Below are 16903 nucleotides of genomic sequence, written 5' to 3' on the forward strand. Positions count from 1 at the left end.
GTAAACTGATATATCGGTCCCGTCTGATGTCAGACGTTTCCTTCATAGTCCTGTTGCCTGGCCTGATGTTCCCGTTGGAACTCAGCCAGCAACACCGCTTGCTCGTCAGTCAGAGCTAGGCTTTCTAGAAGTTCAGGTCTTCTAAGCCAGGTTCGGCCCAGCGACTGCTTTAAGCGCCAGCGACGTATCTCAGCATGGTTGCCCGACAGTAGAACCGGCGGTACTTCCATCCCTTCCAACACCTCTGGGCGGGTATAGTGCGGGCAGTCCAGCAATCCGTCGGCGAAGGAGTCTTCCTCCGCTGAGGCCTGATGGCCCAGCACACCCGGTATGAAACGGGCGACTGAATCAATCAGGGTCATTGCCGGCAGTTCCCCGCCGCTGAGAACGTAATCGCCGATTGACCATTCTTCGTCAATTTCGGTTTGGATTACGCGCTCGTCTACCCCTTCGTAACGGCCACACACCAGAATCATCTTCTGATTGGCCGCCAGTTCGCACACGCCGGTTTGATCCAGCTTGCGCCCCTGAGGTGACAGATAAATCACCTTTGCTCCCTCGCCTGCCGCTGCTTTCGCCGCATGAATGGCTTCCCGTAAAGGTTGCACCATCATCAGCATTCCCGGGCCGCCGCCGTAAGGGCGATCGTCCACGGTACGATGCCGGTCGTAGGTGAAGTCGCGAGGACTCCAACACTGCACGCTCAGCAGGCCATTTTTTACTGCCCGGCCAGTCACCCCGTAATCGGTGATAGCGCGGAACATCTCAGGAAACAGGCTTACAATACCGATGAACACAAGCCAATCCCCTTACCGTTATTCCACTTGCTTCGACCGTTTGATCCGGGGGTCAAAAACCAGGATCCCAATCTGCCTCAATCACGCGGGCAGTGAGATCGACTTTCTTGATAACCTGCCCATGAAGAAACGGAATCAACCGCTCCTTCATGCCGAACGCATCTTTCAGGTTCGCTTTCACAACCATCACATCGTTCGAGCCGGTTTCCATCATATCGATGACTTTACCCAGCTCGTAGCCGGCGGTGGTGACTACCTGGCAGCCCATCAGGTCTTTCCAGTAGTAATCGTCACCCTCCAGCGGAGGAAGTTGATCGGAATCCACCATAATCTCGCGATTAGTCAGCAGATTCGCCGCGTCCCGATCGTCAATGCCTTTGACCTTGATGATCAGATCCTGACTGTGGCGCTTCCAGTCTTCCAACTCGATATGCTGCCACTGACCCGCCTGCTGGATAAACCACGGCTGATAGTCAAAAATGCTTTCGGCGTTTTCGGTGGATGAAAACACTCTGAGCCAACCACGAATGCCGTAAGCGGACCCCATTTTACCGAGTACAATCGGCGCGATCGGCGCTACCGGTTTGAGTTGCTTGCTCATTGCCACCACCGCGACAGATTAAGCTGCTTTCTTAGCGTCTTTGATCAGCGCGTGAACGCGATCAGAAACGGTTGCACCCAGACCAACCCAGTGCTCGATGCGGTCCAGGTCCAGACGCAGTGCTTCAGCCTGACCAGAAGCGATCGGGTTGAAGAAACCTACGCGCTCGATGAAACGACCATCACGAGCGTTGCGGCTGTCGGTCACTACTACTTGATAGAACGGACGCTTTTTAGCGCCGCCACGTGCCAAACGAATTGTTACCATAACATCCTCTTTAGTTAATAAAACAGCCGGGCCCCATTGAGGGACGGGGCCCGGTTGCAATATAAAAAGCCCGAAAATTTTACTCATTTTGGCGCAAAAAGCAATCTAAAGCGTCGATCGCAGGGGACAACTTTTGCAGCCTGTCAAATTTCGGGCGGTTTTCACCGCGAACGGCGAATGCTGAAAGCGCCCGCACTCGGCGTGCGGAGGCCCATCAGCGGCCTGGGAAGCCCGGCGGCATCATACCTTTCATGCCGCGCATCATCTTCGCCATACCGCCTTTCTTCATCTTTTTCATCATACGCTGCATTTCGTCGAACTGCTTCAGCAAGCGGTTGACGTCCTGCACCTGCATGCCGGCCCCCATCGCGATGCGGCGCTTGCGCGAGCCCTTGATGATTTCCGGTTTGGCGCGCTCTTTCAGCGTCATCGAGTTGATGATCGCCTCCATGCGCACCAGCACTTTGTCGTCCATCTGCGACTTGACGTTGTCCGGCAGCTGGCCCGCGCCCGGCAGCTTGCTCAACATGTTGGCCATGCCGCCCATGTTGCGCATCTGCTTGAGCTGCTCCAGAAAGTCGGTCAGATCGAAACCGTCGCCCTTTTTCAGCTTGTTGGCCAGTTTCTCCGCCTGCTCGCGGTCGACCTTGCTTTCGATATCTTCGATCAGCGACAGCACGTCGCCCATGCCCAGGATGCGCGATGCCACGCGATCCGGGTGGAACGGCTCCAGCGCTTCGGTCTTCTCGCCCACGCCGAGGAATTTGATCGGCTTGCCGGTGATATGACGGATGGACAGCGCGGCACCGCCGCGCGCGTCGCCGTCGACCTTGGTCAGCACCACGCCGGTCAGCGGCAGCGCTTCGTTAAACGCCTTGGCGGTATTGGCGGCGTCCTGGCCGGTCATGGCGTCGACCACGAACAGGGTTTCCACCGGCTTGATCGCCGCGTGCACCTGTTTGATCTCATCCATCATCGCTTCGTCAACGTGCAAACGGCCGGCGGTATCGACGATCAGTACGTCGTAGAACTTCAGCTTGGCCTGTTGCAGCGCGCGATTGACGATGTCGATCGGTTTTTCTTTGACGTCAGACGGGAAGAAATCGATGCCAACGCCTTCCGCCAGCGTTTCCAGCTGTTTGATCGCCGCCGGGCGATAAACGTCCGCGGAAACCACCAACACTTTCTTCTTCTGTTTTTCTTTCAGGAACTTGCCGAGCTTACCGACGCTGGTGGTTTTACCGGCGCCCTGCAGGCCCGCCATCAGCACCACCGCCGGCGGCTGGGCCGCCAGATTCAGCTCAGTGTTGACTTCGCCCATCGCGGCGATCAGCTCGCCCTTGACGATCTTGACGAACTCCTGCCCCGGCGTCAGGCTCTTGTTGACTTCATGGCCAACCGCGCTCTCTTTGACGCGGTTGATGAAGTCGCGCACCACCGGCAGCGCGACGTCCGCTTCCAGCAATGCCATACGCACTTCACGCAGGGTTTCCTTGATATTCTCTTCGGTCAGCCGCCCGCGGCCGCTGATATTGCGCAACGTGCGCGACAATCGATCGGTTAAATTTTCAAACATCGTCTCATGCTCAACGTGTAATGACAGGCCGCTCCGGCGACACAATTGCGCCGATGATAACACGAAGCGCGGCGGATCTCTGCCTCAGCGTTGGAGATAGGTTGGAGTGAAACGCGCGCAACGTTATACTGACACTCCTATTAACCACGCCGAAGCAAAATTAAACGCTATGCCAGTTTTCTCCATTGTGGCTTTGATGGCCTACCTGCTCAGCCTTGGACTGATCATTCCCAGCTTGTTGCGGAAGAACAGCGCATACCGTCGACTGGCCCTCGTCTCGGCGGTGGTGGCGCTGATTTGCCACGCCATCGCGCTGCAGCAGCGCATCTTTGACGTCAGCGCCGGGCAGAATCTCAGCCTGCTGAACATTGGTTCCATCGTCAGCCTGATCATCTGCTCGGTGATGACCTTCGTCGCCTCGCGCGATCGCGGCTGGTTCCTGCTGCCGATCGTCTACAGCTTTGCGATGATCAACCTGGCCTTCGCCAGCTTTATGCCCGGCGAGTTCATTACTCACCTGGAAGCCAGCCCGGAATTGATGGTGCATATCGGCCTGGCGCTATTCTCTTACGCCACCCTGATCATCGCCGCGCTCTACGCCTTGCAGCTCGCCTGGCTCGACTACCTGTTGAAAAACAAGAAGCTGACCTTCAGCGCCGACATGCCGCCGCTGATGAGCATCGAGCGCAAGATGTTCCATATCACCCAGATCGGCGTGGTGCTGCTGACGCTCACCCTGTGCACCGGCCTGCTGTACATGGATAATCTGTTCAGCAAAGAGAACGTGCACAAAGCCGTGCTGTCGATCATGGCTTGGTTCGTGTATATCGTGCTGTTGTGGGGCCATTACCATGAAGGCTGGCGCGGCCGCCGCGTCGTCTGGTTCAGCTTCGCCGGCGCCTTCCTGCTGACGCTCGCCTACTTCGGCAGCCGTCTGATTCAGCAGGTGATGGTGCGCTAAGCCAGCCCGGCCCAATTCTCCCTCTCTATAAGGAATACTGCATTGGAGCATGTGTCGACGGGGACCCTCATCATTATCCTGGTGATCATGATCGTGGTCTCCGCTTACTTCTCCGCTTCCGAAACCGGCATGATGACGCTCAACCGTTATCGTCTGCGTCACCTGTCCAAACAGGGCAACCGCTCGGCGCGTCGGGTGGAGAAGCTGCTGCAAAAACCGGATCGGCTGATCGGCCTGGTGCTGATCGGCAACAACCTGGTCAACATCCTCGCCTCGGCGCTGGCGACCATCGTCGGCATGCGGCTGTATGGCGATCTCGGCGTGGCGATCGCGACCGGCATACTGACCTTCGCCGTGCTGCTGTTCGCCGAAGTGCTGCCAAAGACCTTCGCCGCCCTCTATCCGGAACGTATTGCCTTCCCCAGCAGCGTCCTGCTGGCCCCATTGCAAAAGGTGATGTTCCCGCTGGTCTGGCTGCTCAACGGCATCACCAGCCTGACCTTGCGCCTGTTCGGCATCCGCACCAACGTGCGCATCAGCGACGCCGTCAGCAAGGATGAGCTGCGCACCATCGTGCGCGAATCCCAGTCGCAAATCTCCCGCCGCAATCAGGACATGCTGATCTCGGTGCTGGACCTGGAAAAGGTGACGGTTAACGACATCATGGTGCCGCGCACCGAGATCGTCGGCATCGACGTCAACGACGACTGGAAGTCGATCATGCGCCAGCTGACCCACTCGCCGCACGGCCGCATCGTGCTGTATCGCAGCTCGCTGGACGACGCGATCGGCATGCTGCGCGTGCGCGAAGCCTATCGCCTGATGACCGAGAAAAAAGAGTTCAACAAAGAGAACCTGCTGCGCGCCGCCGATGAAATCTACTTCGTGCCGGAAGGCACGCCGCTCAACGTGCAGCTGGTGAAGTTCCAGCGCAACAAGGAGAAGGTCGGCATCGTGGTCGACGAGTACGGCGACATTCAGGGCCTGGTCACGGTAGAAGACATTCTCGAAGAGATCGTCGGCGACTTCACCACCTCGATGTCACCCACGCTGGCGGAAGAGGTCACGCCGCAGAGCGACGGCTCGGTCTTGATCGACGGTACCGCCAACGTGCGCGAGCTGAACAAAGCCTTCAACTGGACCCTGCCTGCCAGCGAGGCCCGCACCGTCAACGGCATGCTGCTCGAAGAGCTGGAAGAGATCCCTGAAACCGGCACCCGGGTGCGTATCGGCCACTACGATATCGACATTCTCGACGTGCAGGGCAATATGATCAAACAGGTACGGGTCACGCCGATCACCTCGCTGCAGTCCAGCGTCGGCCATCACTGACCGCCGGTCAGAAAGTAAAAAAGACGCGAAATCGCGTCTTTTTTTATCTCTGCGGGAAACTCGCGGCTAGATATGCAGTTCCTGCAGCTTCTCTTTCGGCAGCGCCAGCTCGTCGTTGTGGTTAACCACCACGTCGTTATCCAGGATGTGCTTGGCGATCTCCTGCGCTTCTTCCAGCGAGTGCATATGGTAAGTGCCGCACTGGTATTCGTTCAGCTCAGGGATTTTGCGCTGGTCAGTCACTTTCAGCACGTCGGCCATCGCCGCTTTCCACGCATCGGCTACGCGCTGTTCTTCCGGCACGCCGATCAGGCTCATGTAGAAACCGGTACGACAGCCCATCGGGGAGATGTCGATAATCTCCACCCCCTGGCCGTTCAGGTGGTCACGCATAAAGCCGGCGAACAGGTGCTCCAGCGTGTGAATGCCGCGCTCAGGCATCACTTCCAGGTTCGGGCGGCAAAAGCGCAGATCAAACACCGTGATGGTATCGCCATGAGGCGTTTTCATGGTTTTCGCAACGCGGACAGCCGGGGCTGCCATACGGGTATGATCGACGGTAAAGCTATCCAGCAATGGCATTTCGCTACCTCCTCGTAAAAGAGCATTTATTTCGAAACTTTTTTTCCTAACCGGGAAACCTTTTCCAACCCTGCGAGTCTGAGTATGTGAAAGACGCGCATTTGTTATCATCATCCCTGTCATCAGAGATGCATATTTGGCCACATTGATGTGGCCTTTTTCTTTTTCAGCTTCCGCCGTTTTGCTTCAGGAACGCTTCAAAGCTTAGCGTATCATTGGCTTCTATGTCGCGTTGGCGCTGCCACGAGGCTTCCCGCTCTTTATCCAGCTCGGATTCGTTCAGGATTTCCAACGGTTCTTCCAGCAACGTCTGGCGATACTGCTCCGCCAGCTGCAGACCGACGCGCCCGGTGCCTTCCGCCTTCATCGCCTTCAGAATGCGCGCGGAGAAGGTCAGCTCAGGATCGTCGAACGCGGCGACCAGCTCATCGCACACCTGCTGGTATTGACGATTGCCGGCTTCGCCGTCCAACACTTCCGCCACCCGCCGCAGATCGGCGAACAGCGCCTTACCCACTTTTTCCAGCGGTTCATGGCTGGCGCCACAGCCGATGCCGATGGTCTGGCCCGGCTTACGCCCTTCCAGAATCACCCGGTTCCAGTTCTTGCGCGTGCACAGCAGTTCATCGCTGCTCATCTCCGGCGCATCAGCCAGAGCGCACCATACCAGGAACAGATCCAGGAAACGCGCCTGCACCGCGTCCACGCCGATCGGCGAGAACGGGTTGATATCCAGCGAACGCACTTCGATGTATTCGATACCGCCACGCAGCAGCGCGTCCGACGGCGTCTCGCCGCTTTGGGTCACGCGCTTCGGTCGGATCGGCGCATACAGCTCGTTCTCGATTTGCAGCACGTTGCTGTTCAGTTGCAGGTAGCGATCGCCCTCTTTCACGCCCAGCTTGGCGAACTCTTCGGAAGGCGTCGCGATCGCCCGCTTCAGACCGGCCACATAGCTGTGTAAATCGTTGAAGGTGATGCCCAAATTGCTCTGCGACTTGTTGGTGTAACCCAGGTCGCTCAGACGCAGCGAGGTGGCGTACGGCAGGTAGCACATCCCCTGCTCGGTGCGCTCGAACGGCAGATTGGTCTCGCGCCCTTTGAGGAACGAAGAACAAATGGCCGGCGATGCGCCGAACAGAAAGGGGATCACCCAGCCGAAGCGATAATAGTTGCGGATCAGGCGGAAATACCCCGCCGAGATCTGCTCTTTACCACTTTCCGCGTCCTGTACGCCGGCCCAGGCCTGCCAAAACTCCAGCGGCAGCGAGAAGTTGTAGTGCACGCCGGAAATGGTCTGCATTAGCGCGCCGTAGCGATTCTTCAGCCCTTCGCGGTACAGCGTCTTCATGCGGCCGATGTTCGACGAACCGAACTGCGCCAGCTCGATATCCTGCTCGGCTTCGATAAAGCACGGCATGCTGAGCGGCCACATGCGCTCATCGCCGATATTGCGCGCCACGTAACGATGAATATCACGCAGGAACGTTAGCAGGTGGTCGATATTGTCATCAACCGGCGTAATGAACTCTAACAGCGCTTCGGCGAAATCCGTGGTGATCCAGTGGTGCGTCAATGCCGCGCCCAACTTTTCCGGATGCCCGGTGGTCGCCAAGGTGCCGTTCGGCGTGACCCGCAGCGTTTCACGCTCAATGCCGCGACGAATACCTTTTAATGCCTGGGGATGGGCTTCCAACCAAGAAAGCGCCTGTGATACGTCCGGGATCAAATTGACCTCCCGCTTCTAAAAACAATAACTCGTAAGCATACTGAATCCGCACCCGAGAGAATATTGAGTTATATTCACTTGGTTACTGCCACCAGGCGATGCCCTGTACCGTTATCATAGCCAAAACGATGTAACGCAGCGCTTTTCCGATACACAGAAACAGCGCGACAGAGCCCCAGGGCATGCGCAGCCAACCTGCCAACACGCACAACAAATCGCCCACCACCGGCACCCAGCTGAGCAGCAGCGCAGCCGGGCCGAAGCGTTGCAGCCACCCGAGCGCCGTTGCCAGCCCCCGCTGTGGTTTCAACGCCGGTAACAGGCGCCCGATAATGACATTGGTCAAGCCACCCAGCGTGTTGCCCAAGGTCGCGGCCAATACCAGCAACTCCGGCGAGACGCGACTCTGGGTCAGCAAGGCGACCAGAACGATTTCTGAATTTCCCGGCAGCAGCGTCGCACTGAGGAAGCTACTGCCAAATAACGATATTACGGCTAGCGTACTACTCACAGCGTGCGGACGTCTACCACAGCCATACCGGCACTTTTCGCCGCCTGAATGCCAAACTCGGCATCTTCAAACACCACGCATTTTTCCGGCGGCACGCCGATCAGTTCGGCACAGCGCAAGAAGGTGTCTGGCTCCGGTTTATGGCGCTGTACATCGTCCGCACCGACGATCGCATCGAAGCAGTTGAACAGGCCGAGATGACGCAGCAGCATTTCCGCCATGCGGTGCTCGCTGCCGGTACCGACCGCCATCGGACGGCGGCCGTGATAGGACTTCACCACCTCGATCAGCGGCAAGGGACGCACGCTATCCAGCAGCATCGCTTCCACCGCGCGGGTTTTCTCCGCCGCCAGGTGATGGGGATCGAGGTCGGCCTGATGGCTGGCAATAATCGCCTGCGCGATACGCCAGGTCGGTGAACCGCTCAGCGCCACCATGGCCGCTTCATCAAACGTCATGCCATAACGAGACAGCACTTCATGCCACGCTTTACGGTGCGTTGGCTCGGTGTCCAGAATCGTGCCGTCCATGTCGAAAATAAGACCCTGATAGCGGTCGTACATCGTTACTCCATGATCGTTGAGGAAAGAAAACTACTTTAGCGTAAAGCCGATGGGTTGTCGCTGACTGCGTCATAGCGGAATGTGCTGTGCCTAATCGGGCACAAAGGGGAAAGAGGGGGGAGATGGATAAAGGTTGAAAAGCGAAAAACCCGCCGAAGCGGGTTTCTCTTAGATGGTGCATCCAGGAGGATTCGAACCTCCGACCGCTCGGTTCGTAGCCGAGTACTCTATCCAGCTGAGCTATGGATGCATGTCTATTTTTTACTGCTTGCCTGCTTCACTAACGAAGCATGACGGAAAGAATGGTGCATCCAGGAGGATTCGAACCTCCGACCGCTCGGTTCGTAGCCGAGTACTCTATCCAGCTGAGCTATGGATGCACAGGAATTCTTTTTTGATACCGTATGGTATGTTGTTACTACCCCACCATACTGCAAAATATGGTGCATCCAGGAGGATTCGAACCTCCGACCGCTCGGTTCGTAGCCGAGTACTCTATCCAGCTGAGCTATGGATGCAAATGGCGGTGAGGCGGGGATTCGAACCCCGGATGCAGCTTTTGACCGCATACTCCCTTAGCAGGGGAGCGCCTTCAGCCTCTCGGCCACCTCACCATACGCTTCTTTCGAATTGTGCCTAACTTGCTTTAGAGAAGCTCATCGGCACTGCGTGGCGCACATATTACTTTCTCCGACTTTTAAGTCAAACAATTTTTCCCAACTCATGCGCGTTTGCACAATTCGCACCCAACATGGGCGATTTCACGGCAAAAAGGGCGTTTTATCAACAGGCAACCGCAGCATCTGTAGCAACAAAGCAGGGAACTAACCGGGAAAATAATCACGAAAAAGAGAGGGGAGAACGAAAGAAGTGGGTAAAACGATGCAGTAGCGTCTCGTCTGGCAACGAGACGCTGCTTCGGAATCAGTAAGTCGTCTGCTGAGACTTCTCTGCCTGAATGCGCTGATAGATTTCTTCACGGTGAACCGAAACCTCTTTGGGGGCGTTCACACCAATACGCACCTGGTTGCCTTTTACCCCTAGCACAGTGACCGTAACCTCATCGCCAATCATGAGGGTTTCACCAACTCGACGAGTCAGAATTAACATTCTTTGCTCCTTGAAAGATTAAAAGAGTCGGGTCTCTCAGTTTCCCCGTCATTATCCATCATATGTGGTGAAAACGTAAGCCGCGCAACCCACAATAAGTGTAAGCAGACTTGGTCCCACCTCAGATAATGGTAAGTTTAGCCGACCTGAAAAACTTTGTTCCCGCAATTGTAACTAAATTGTGTTAGCACAGTATGAAAACGCCATAATCAACAAAGTATTATGGCGTTTGTGCGTGCTATTTATTTATGTTCACAGCTTCGAGGCCACCCAGGCTTCTACGCTGTTTAACGCCGCTGGCAGGGCGTTGATATCCGTCCCCCCCGCCATCGCCATATCCGGGCGACCACCGCCCTTGCCGCCTACCTGCTGCGCCACGTTGCCGATCAACTCGCCGGCTTTCACGCGGTCAGTCAGATCCTTGGTCACGCCTGCAACCAGGCTGACTTTGTCATCAGCCGTCGTTGCCAACACGATGATGGCCGAACCCAATTGATTTTTCAGGTCATCCACCATGGTGCGCAGCATTTTGGCTTCGACATTGTCCAACTGGCTGACCAACAGCTTCACGCCGTTAACCACTTTTGCCTGGCTGGACAACGACGCGCTTTCCTGCGCCGCCTGCTGATCTTTCAGCTGCTGCAGTTCTTTTTCCAGCGCGCGGGTGCGATCGAGCACCGAGCGCACTTTATCGCTCAGGGTGTTGCTGTCGCCCTTAACCAGCTGTGCAACGTCTTGCAACAAATCGCTTTGCTGGTGCAGCGTAGCGATAGCGCCTGCGCCGGTCACCGCTTCAATACGACGGATGCCCGCCGCGGTGCCCGACTCGCTCAGAATGCGGAACAGACCGATATCACCAGTGCGGCTGGCATGAGTACCGCCACACAGCTCGGTGGAGAAGTCGCCCATGGTCAGTACGCGCACGTTGTCATCGTACTTCTCGCCGAACAGCGCCATCGCGCCCTTCTCTTTGGCATCTTCCAACGCCATCAGCTCGGTCTGCACCGGCAGGTTACGACGCACCTGCTGGTTCACCAGATCTTCCACCGCACGGATTTGTTCCGGCTTCATCGCTTCAAAATGCGAGAAGTCGAAACGCAGATACTTGTCGTTAACCAGCGAGCCTTTCTGCGCGACGTGATCGCCCAACGTTTGGCGCAGCGCAGCGTGTAGCAGGTGAGTCGCGGAGTGGTTCAGACGGATGCTGTTGCGGCGCTCAGCGTCGATCTGCGCATCTACGCGATCGTTCAGCTTCAGCGAGCCCTGCGCCAGCTTGCCTTGATGGCCGATAGCCTGACCGTATTTCTGGGTGTCGTTGACCACAAACTCTATGCCGGCGGCTTTCAGTACACCTTTATCGCCGACCTGGCCGCCGGATTCACCGTAGAACGGCGTCTCATCCAATACCACCACCGCCTCTTCGCCGGCATTGATCTGATCGACCGGCTGGCCGTCGCGGAACAGCGCGATGACCATCGCCTGCTGCTCGTCGTGATCGTAGCCGTTGAACTGGCTGCTGCCATCCACGCGGATCAGGCTATTGTAGTCGGCGCCGAAGCCGCTGGATTCACGCGCGCGGCGGCGCTGCGCTTCCATCGCTTCTTCAAAGCCCGCTTCATCGACTTTCAGGCCACGCTCGCGGCAGACGTCAGCGGTCAGATCGACCGGAAAACCGTAGGTATCGTACAGACGGAAAGCGGTTTCGCCGTCCAGGGTATCGCCCTGCAGCTTGGCCAGCTCTTCGTCCAACAGCGCCAGACCACGCTCCAGCGTGCGGGCAAACTGCTCTTCTTCGGTTTTCAGCACCTGCTCCACCAACGATTGCTGGCGTTTCAATTCGTCGGCGGCCGGGCCCATCACTTCAATCAGTGGTGCCACCAGCTTATAGAAGAAGGTGTCTTTCGCGCCCAGCATGTTGCCATGGCGGATCGCGCGGCGAATGATGCGGCGCAGCACATAGCCGCGGTTTTCGTTAGACGGGATCACGCCGTCCGACACCAGGAAGGCGCAGGAACGGATATGGTCGGCGATAACGCGCAGGGATTTGTTGTCCAGATCGGTCGCGCCGGTCACTTTTGCCACGGCGGCGATCAGGGTACGGAACAGATCGATTTCATAGTTGGAGTTCACATGCTGCAACACCGCCGCGATGCGCTCCAGACCCATACCGGTATCCACCGAAGGTTTCGGCAGCGGCAGCATAGTGCCATCGGACTGGCGGTTGAACTGCATGAAAACGATGTTCCAGATCTCGATGTAGCGGTCGCCGTCTTCTTCCGGGCTGCCTGGAGGGCCGCCCCAGATGTGATCGCCGTGATCGTAGAAAATCTCGGTGCACGGGCCGCATGGGCCGGTGTCGCCCATCTGCCAGAAGTTATCGGAAGCGAAAGGCGCACCCTTGTTGTCGCCGATGCGGATAATACGCTCGGCCGGCACGCCGATTTGCTTCTGCCAGATGTCGAACGCTTCGTCATCGGTTTCATACACGGTGACCCACAGTCGCTCTTTCGGCAGGTTGAACCAGTTTTCACCGGTCAGCAGTTCCCACGCGTAGCTGATCGCGTCGTGCTTGAAGTAATCGCCGAAGCTGAAGTTGCCCAGCATTTCAAAGAAGGTGTGGTGACGAGCGGTATAACCGACGTTTTCCAGGTCGTTATGCTTGCCGCCTGCGCGCACGCAGCGCTGCGAGGTGGTGGCACGGGAATAGGCGCGTTTGTCCAGCCCCAGGAAAACATCCTTAAATTGGTTCATGCCGGCATTGGTAAACAGCAATGTCGGATCATTGTTAGGCACCAGGGAGCTGCTCGCTACAACCTGATGACCCTTACTATGAAAGAAATCGAGAAACGCTTGACGGATCTCAGCGGTGCTCTTGCTCATAATTTTCCTGGAAAGGCTAGAATAACGACACGTGAGCCGGTGACGCGTCATCCCGACGATGACAACCAGCTCACGAACAAAAAGTGGGGATAAGATAAATTTTCTTCAGAGGGAAGTAAAACCCCGTGTGCGCTCATTGCGCAAAATCACGGTAAATTGACTGAATTTCTTCCTGGAAGAAGCCGCGATAGAGCAGATAGCGCTGCACTTTGGCTTTCTCTTTCCAGTCGGTTGGCAACGCATCGCCAAATTTTCGCTGCGCCACCTGTTTCGCCTGTTCACACCAGTCGATGTCGCATTCCGCCAGCGCGTCCTGCACCAGCGCTTTGTCGACGCCCTTTTGCATCAGTTCGCTGCGGATGCGCTGCGCACCGTAACCTTTGCGACTGCGGCTGCCAATGTAGCTGTGGGCGAAACGCTTATCGTCCAGCCAATTATGCTGATAACAGTAGGCGATAACCTGCTCGATCAGCGCAGGATCCACCGGTTCTTCAGCCACCGGCGGTGATGCCGGCGCATGTGGCTTCTTACCGCCAAAACGGGCTTTCGCCACAAACGGCTGCGCCGCAAGTTTGCGGCGCAGTTCAGCTTCACTATGATCGCGTTGCGACAGCAGGCGCATGGCGCGGCTTAGCAAGTCATTCATCATTCAAGCCTGAATTTATGGGATATGCGCCGCACGAACGACGGCGCACATCTTCAGCGATTAGAACTGCTCGCTGGTTTCCGCTTCATCGTCTTCGAAGTCGTCACCGGAGGCAGCCACCAGCTCACCGCCGCTGTGCAGCAGCAGATCGCGCAGCTTCTTATCCAGCTCGGCAGCGATAGCCGGGTTTTCTTTCAGGAAGTTACAGGCGTTCGCCTTGCCCTGACCGATTTTCTCGCCGTTATAGCTGTACCAGGCGCCGGCTTTTTCGATCATCTTGTGCTTCACGCCCAGATCGACCAGCTCGCCACGGCTGTTGATGCCTTCGCCGTACATGATTTGGAACTCAGCCTGCTTGAACGGCGCAGCGATTTTGTTCTTCACCACTTTCACGCGGGTTTCGCTGCCCACCACTTCGTCGCCCTCTTTGATGGCGCCGATGCGGCGGATATCCAGACGCACCGAAGCGTAGAACTTCAGGGCGTTACCGCCGGTCGTGGTTTCCGGGTTGCCGAACATCACACCAATTTTCATACGGATCTGGTTGATGAAGATCAGCAAGGTATTGGCGTTTTTCAGGTTGCCGGCCAGCTTACGCATCGCCTGGCTCATCATGCGTGCCGCCAGGCCCATGTGCGAATCGCCGATTTCACCTTCGATTTCCGCCTTCGGCGTCAGCGCCGCCACGGAGTCGACGATGATGACGTCAACCGCGCCGGAGCGGGTCAGCGCATCACAGATTTCCAGCGCCTGCTCGCCGGTGTCCGGCTGGGAGCACAGCAGGTTGTCGATATCGACGCCCAGCTTTTTCGCATAGATAGGATCCAGCGCATGCTCGGCATCGATGAACGCACAGGTTTTGCCTTCGCGCTGCGCAGCGGCGATCACCTGCAGCGTCAGGGTAGTTTTACCGGACGATTCCGGGCCGTAGATTTCGACGATGCGGCCCATCGGCAGGCCGCCAGCGCCCAGAGCGATATCGAGTGACAGTGAGCCGGTGGAGATCGTTTCCACATCCATGGAGCGGTCTTCACCCAGGCGCATGATGGAGCCTTTGCCGAACTGTTTCTCAATCTGGCCCAGTGCCGCAGCTAACGCCTTTTGCTTGTTCTCATCAATAGCCATTTTTGCTCCTTCGTTTCGCAATGCCGGTGTTACCCCACACTGCCACTGAATGTATGTTGTGCAGGAAATGTCACTAATTATACTGTATGGTCATACAGTATCAAGCCTAATTTACAAAAATTCGTCGATGGCAGTTTGCAGCGCGAAAATCGTCGCCTGCAGCCGCACCGCATCGCGGTCGCCCTCGAATTGCATCTTGCGCGACAGGCCCCGGCCATCGCTGCCGGCGAAGCCGAACCACACGGTGCCGACCGGCTTTTCCGCGCTGCCGCCGTCCGGGCCGGCGATGCCGCTCACCGACAGCGCCAGATCGGCCTGCGCCGCCCGCAGCGCCCCTATCGCCATCTCGCGCACTACCTCTTCGCTGACCGCGCCGTGCGCCGCCAGCGTGGCTTCGCTTACCCCCAGCAGATCATGCTTCGCCGCATTGCTGTAGGTGACGAAACCACGATCGAAATAGGCGGAGCTGCCGGCAATATCGGTAATGGCCTTGGCGATGCCGCCGCCGGTGCAGGATTCCGCGCAGGTGATCCAGCGGCCCTGGGCCTTCAGTTTCTCCCCCACCAGCGCGCTGAGCCGGCGCAGTTGGTTTTCACTCATAACTCCTCCCTCGCGAATTCAGGTATATGCGCCCGATAGTAGCATTTATCAAGGCGACGCGGCGGCCGACGCGTGGAAATGCGCAGCGCCTCGCAGGAGGTGCGGTTTTAAGCGCCCGGCCAAGCTGCTAGTATCAAAAGAAGCGCCCCATTGAGCGGCGGCGCACCAGCACAAGGAACATCACGGAGGCGGCACGCTGCGGCAGCGGCCTCAGGGCGCACCAGAAGAGATTAGGATGATAGCGTGAAAAAAACGTTGGGCGTATTCTTGCCGTTGTACACCACCACCCTGCTGCTGCTGTTGGGCTCGGGCCTGCTCACCACCTACGTCTCGCTGCGGCTGGCCTCTATCCACGTCAGCAGCGCGCTGATCGGCGCCATCATCGCCGCCAACTACATCGGGTTAGTGATCGGCGGCAAGGTCGGCCACTTCCTTATCGCCCGCGTCGGGCATATCCGCGCCTACGTGGCCTGCGCCGGCATCATTACCGCTGCGGTGCTGGGGCACGGCCTGACGGAGTTCATTCCCGCCTGGGTCGCGCTACGCTTGGTGATCGGGCTGTGCATGATGTGTCAGTACATGGTGCTGGAAAGCTGGTTGAACGACCAGGCGGAGTCCAACCAGCGCGGCATGGTGTTCGGCTTTTATATGGCGGCGACCTATCTCGGCATGTCGCTGGGCCAGATCGTGCTGATGCTGCAAAGCAGCCTGGGCATCGCCACGCTGCTGGTGATCGCGCTGTGCTTCGCGCTCTGTCTGGTGCCCATCGCTCTCACCACGCGCACCAATGCGCGCCATATGTCGCCGGCGCCGATGGAGCTGCGTTACTTTGTCGGCGCCATTCCCAAGGTGCTGGCCACCACGTTGGTGATCGGCATGGTAGTGGGCTCGTTTTACGGGCTGGCGCCAGTTTATGCCAGCCTGCAGTCCTTAACCACTCAACAAACCGGCCTGTTCATGGCACTGGCCATCTTCGCCGGGCTGGTGGCGCAGTTCCCACTCAGCTGGCTGTCGGATCGCTATAGCCGCCCGTTGCTGATGCGACTCAACGCTATTTTCCTGATCGTGGCGGCGCTGCCGCTGGCGCTGCTGCCGCACATCGATTTCCCGCTGCTGCTGGCGGTGGGATTCGTCGTCAGCATGCTGCAGTTTACGCTCTACCCGTTGGTAGTGGCGCTGGCCAACGATCTGATTGAGCCAGAGCGCCGCGTCTCGCTGGCCGCCTGTCTGCTGATGGCGTTCGGCGTCGGTGCCAGCATCGGGCCGCTGGCGGTCGGCGCGCTGATCGAGCCGCTTGGCGGCAATATCCTGTATGCCTTCTTCGCCCTGTGCGGCGTGCTGCTGGCGGCCCTCAGCCGCACGGCGAAAGCGAAGGAACCGCAGCTGGCGCAGGACGCGCCGGTGCCGCACATTGCGCTGCCGGACAGCCTCGCCAGTTCGCCGCTGTCGCCGGCGCTCAATCCGACCTTCGATGAGCAGATCATTCACGACACCATGCCGCCGCCGGAAGCGGCGCCCGATGCCGAGGAGCCGCAGCCCGAAGAACAGGAGGAGGAACCCTTGCCTCAGGGGGCCGATCCGCAAGAGGACACCGGCCTGAAAAAGGCGCACGCCATGCTGTAA

At 57.8% G+C, this 16903-nt stretch carries 16 protein-coding genes and 4 tRNA genes; 3 read left to right on the forward strand and 17 right to left on the reverse strand.

Annotated elements, in window-relative coordinates; translation table 11 throughout:
• Positions 1 to 29: 29 nt before the first annotated feature.
• From trmD to ffh, 4 genes are all read right to left on the reverse strand, one after another.
• Complete coding sequence (trmD, locus tag FHU12_RS17640; RefSeq protein ID WP_033641288.1) at positions 30 to 797, reverse strand: tRNA (guanosine(37)-N1)-methyltransferase TrmD; 768 nt, start codon at positions 795 to 797, stop codon at positions 30 to 32.
• 52 nt (positions 798 to 849) lie between these two features.
• The gene (rimM, locus tag FHU12_RS17645; protein WP_033637182.1) at positions 850 to 1398 is read right to left on the reverse strand and encodes a ribosome maturation factor RimM; all 549 of its coding nucleotides are present in this window, start codon (positions 1396 to 1398) and stop codon (positions 850 to 852) included.
• Between the two features lie 18 nt (positions 1399 to 1416).
• Positions 1417 to 1665: a 30S ribosomal protein S16 gene (rpsP, locus tag FHU12_RS17650; protein WP_004932501.1), complete on the reverse strand. Its 249-nt coding sequence runs from the start codon at positions 1663 to 1665 to the stop codon at positions 1417 to 1419.
• 214 nt (positions 1666 to 1879) lie between these two features.
• Positions 1880 to 3241 (reverse strand): signal recognition particle protein, encoded by a 1362-nt coding sequence (ffh, locus tag FHU12_RS17655; protein WP_141970871.1) that lies wholly within the window; start codon positions 3239 to 3241, stop codon positions 1880 to 1882.
• Between the two features lie 169 nt (positions 3242 to 3410).
• On the opposite strand from ffh, the gene FHU12_RS17660 reads away from it, so the two are divergent.
• Both FHU12_RS17660 and FHU12_RS17665 read left to right on the forward strand, forming a co-directional pair.
• Entirely contained in the window at positions 3411 to 4202 is a 792-nt protein-coding gene (locus tag FHU12_RS17660) for a cytochrome C assembly family protein (protein WP_004932506.1), read from the forward strand.
• Between the two features lie 42 nt (positions 4203 to 4244).
• Positions 4245 to 5534: an HlyC/CorC family transporter gene (locus FHU12_RS17665; RefSeq protein ID WP_038871814.1), complete on the forward strand. Its 1290-nt coding sequence runs from the start codon at positions 4245 to 4247 to the stop codon at positions 5532 to 5534.
• 66 nt (positions 5535 to 5600) lie between these two features.
• Here FHU12_RS17665 and luxS read toward each other — a convergent pair whose 3' ends face one another.
• The 13 genes from luxS to pncC all read right to left on the reverse strand — a co-directional run bounded on the left by luxS (position 5601) and on the right by pncC (position 15280).
• A complete protein-coding gene (gene luxS / locus FHU12_RS17670) occupies positions 5601 to 6116 on the reverse strand; it encodes an S-ribosylhomocysteine lyase (RefSeq protein WP_019455133.1) in 516 nt (171 codons plus the stop codon).
• A 166-nt stretch (positions 6117 to 6282) separates the two neighbouring features.
• On the reverse strand, positions 6283 to 7845 hold the full coding sequence (gshA, locus tag FHU12_RS17675; RefSeq protein WP_141970873.1) for a glutamate--cysteine ligase: 1563 nt from the start codon (positions 7843 to 7845) through the stop codon (positions 6283 to 6285).
• An 82-nt stretch (positions 7846 to 7927) separates the two neighbouring features.
• Positions 7928 to 8356: a YqaA family protein gene (locus FHU12_RS17680; protein ID WP_004932520.1), complete on the reverse strand. Its 429-nt coding sequence runs from the start codon at positions 8354 to 8356 to the stop codon at positions 7928 to 7930.
• Positions 8353 to 8919, reverse strand: a complete 567-nt coding sequence (yqaB, locus tag FHU12_RS17685) for a fructose-1-phosphate/6-phosphogluconate phosphatase (RefSeq protein WP_141970874.1) — start codon at positions 8917 to 8919, stop codon at positions 8353 to 8355. The genes FHU12_RS17680 and yqaB overlap by 4 nt, the downstream gene beginning before the upstream one ends.
• A gap of 173 nt (positions 8920 to 9092) precedes the next feature.
• Positions 9093 to 9169 (reverse strand) — tRNA-Arg (locus FHU12_RS17690).
• A gap of 53 nt (positions 9170 to 9222) precedes the next feature.
• A tRNA-Arg gene (locus FHU12_RS17695) sits at positions 9223 to 9299 on the reverse strand.
• 61 nt (positions 9300 to 9360) lie between these two features.
• A tRNA-Arg gene (locus FHU12_RS17700) sits at positions 9361 to 9437 on the reverse strand.
• 3 nt (positions 9438 to 9440) lie between these two features.
• Positions 9441 to 9533 (reverse strand) — tRNA-Ser (locus FHU12_RS17705).
• Positions 9534 to 9843: 310 nt separating this feature from the next.
• Positions 9844 to 10029, reverse strand: coding sequence for a carbon storage regulator CsrA (csrA, locus tag FHU12_RS17710; protein ID WP_004091602.1), 186 nt, complete (start codon positions 10027 to 10029; stop codon positions 9844 to 9846).
• Between the two features lie 252 nt (positions 10030 to 10281).
• The gene (gene alaS, locus FHU12_RS17715; protein ID WP_141970876.1) at positions 10282 to 12909 is read right to left on the reverse strand and encodes an alanine--tRNA ligase; all 2628 of its coding nucleotides are present in this window, start codon (positions 12907 to 12909) and stop codon (positions 10282 to 10284) included.
• Between the two features lie 133 nt (positions 12910 to 13042).
• On the reverse strand, positions 13043 to 13555 hold the full coding sequence (recX, locus tag FHU12_RS17720; RefSeq protein ID WP_103829943.1) for a recombination regulator RecX: 513 nt from the start codon (positions 13553 to 13555) through the stop codon (positions 13043 to 13045).
• Between the two features lie 60 nt (positions 13556 to 13615).
• Positions 13616 to 14680, reverse strand: coding sequence for a recombinase RecA (recA, locus tag FHU12_RS17725; RefSeq protein WP_004932541.1), 1065 nt, complete (start codon positions 14678 to 14680; stop codon positions 13616 to 13618).
• A gap of 111 nt (positions 14681 to 14791) precedes the next feature.
• Positions 14792 to 15280 carry a nicotinamide-nucleotide amidase gene (gene pncC, locus FHU12_RS17730; protein WP_141970878.1) on the reverse strand — a complete coding sequence of 163 codons (489 nt, stop codon included), beginning with the start codon at positions 15278 to 15280 and terminating at the stop codon, positions 14792 to 14794.
• 243 nt (positions 15281 to 15523) lie between these two features.
• On the opposite strand from pncC, the gene FHU12_RS17735 reads away from it, so the two are divergent.
• Positions 15524 to 16903: an MFS transporter gene (locus FHU12_RS17735; protein ID WP_141970880.1), complete on the forward strand. Its 1380-nt coding sequence runs from the start codon at positions 15524 to 15526 to the stop codon at positions 16901 to 16903.

The sequence above is a fragment of the Serratia marcescens genome, assembly GCF_006715005.1.
In the GTDB taxonomy this organism is placed as follows: domain Bacteria; phylum Pseudomonadota; class Gammaproteobacteria; order Enterobacterales; family Enterobacteriaceae; genus Serratia; species Serratia montpellierensis.

What these genes read in the sequence shown, in the direction of transcription:
- luxS (WP_019455133.1), bottom strand. Translation starts at nt 6,116, where the DNA reads ATGCCATTGCTGGATAGCTTTACCGTCGATCATACCCGTATGGCAGCC.
- FHU12_RS17660 (WP_004932506.1), top strand. Translation starts at nt 3,411, where the DNA reads ATGCCAGTTTTCTCCATTGTGGCTTTGATGGCCTACCTGCTCAGCCTT.
- yqaB (WP_141970874.1), bottom strand. Translation starts at nt 8,919, where the DNA reads ATGTACGACCGCTATCAGGGTCTTATTTTCGACATGGACGGCACGATT.
- rpsP (WP_004932501.1), bottom strand. Translation starts at nt 1,665, where the DNA reads ATGGTAACAATTCGTTTGGCACGTGGCGGCGCTAAAAAGCGTCCGTTC.
- ffh (WP_141970871.1), bottom strand. Translation starts at nt 3,241, where the DNA reads ATGTTTGAAAATTTAACCGATCGATTGTCGCGCACGTTGCGCAATATC.
- csrA (WP_004091602.1), bottom strand. Translation starts at nt 10,029, where the DNA reads ATGTTAATTCTGACTCGTCGAGTTGGTGAAACCCTCATGATTGGCGAT.
- rimM (WP_033637182.1), bottom strand. Translation starts at nt 1,398, where the DNA reads ATGAGCAAGCAACTCAAACCGGTAGCGCCGATCGCGCCGATTGTACTC.
- pncC (WP_141970878.1), bottom strand. Translation starts at nt 15,280, where the DNA reads ATGAGTGAAAACCAACTGCGCCGGCTCAGCGCGCTGGTGGGGGAGAAA.
- recX (WP_103829943.1), bottom strand. Translation starts at nt 13,555, where the DNA reads ATGAATGACTTGCTAAGCCGCGCCATGCGCCTGCTGTCGCAACGCGAT.
- alaS (WP_141970876.1), bottom strand. Translation starts at nt 12,909, where the DNA reads ATGAGCAAGAGCACCGCTGAGATCCGTCAAGCGTTTCTCGATTTCTTT.
- recA (WP_004932541.1), bottom strand. Translation starts at nt 14,680, where the DNA reads ATGGCTATTGATGAGAACAAGCAAAAGGCGTTAGCTGCGGCACTGGGC.